The organism is Sutterella massiliensis, assembly GCF_016899755.1.
GTDB classification, from domain to species: Bacteria; Pseudomonadota; Gammaproteobacteria; order Burkholderiales; family Burkholderiaceae_F; genus Sutterella; species Sutterella massiliensis.
This window is the reverse complement of sequence record NZ_JACJJC010000459.1, coordinates 1-260: the sequence shown is the minus strand read 5'-3', so window position 1 is coordinate 260 and position 260 is coordinate 1. Positions and strand designations below refer to the sequence as shown.

Annotated in this window: 1 pseudogene; it reads left to right on the top strand. The window is 63.8% G+C overall.

Going from position 1 to position 260, the window contains the following annotated elements:
- Nucleotides 1-34: 34 nt before the first annotated feature.
- Nucleotides 35-260 (top strand): annotated as a pseudogene (locus H6A60_RS14615) (alpha-ketoacid dehydrogenase subunit beta); the annotation flags it as partial.

Here is a 260-nt window from a genome sequence, read left to right as displayed (position 1 = left end):
GGCAGAGTCAGGCATCGTCGGAACAGCGATTGGTATGGCCATGCGCGGGTACCGCCCGTGTGTGGAAATCCAGTTTGACGGCTTCAGTGCCCCAGCCTTTGACCAGATCGTTTCCCAGCTGGCCCGATACCGGGCTCGCGTCGGTGGCCGGTGGTCCCTGCCGGTGACGATCCGCATCCCCTTCGGAGGCGGTGTCGGCTCGCCAGAACACCACTCCGAGTCGCCGGAAGGCTTCTATGCGAATACGCCTGGTCTCAAGG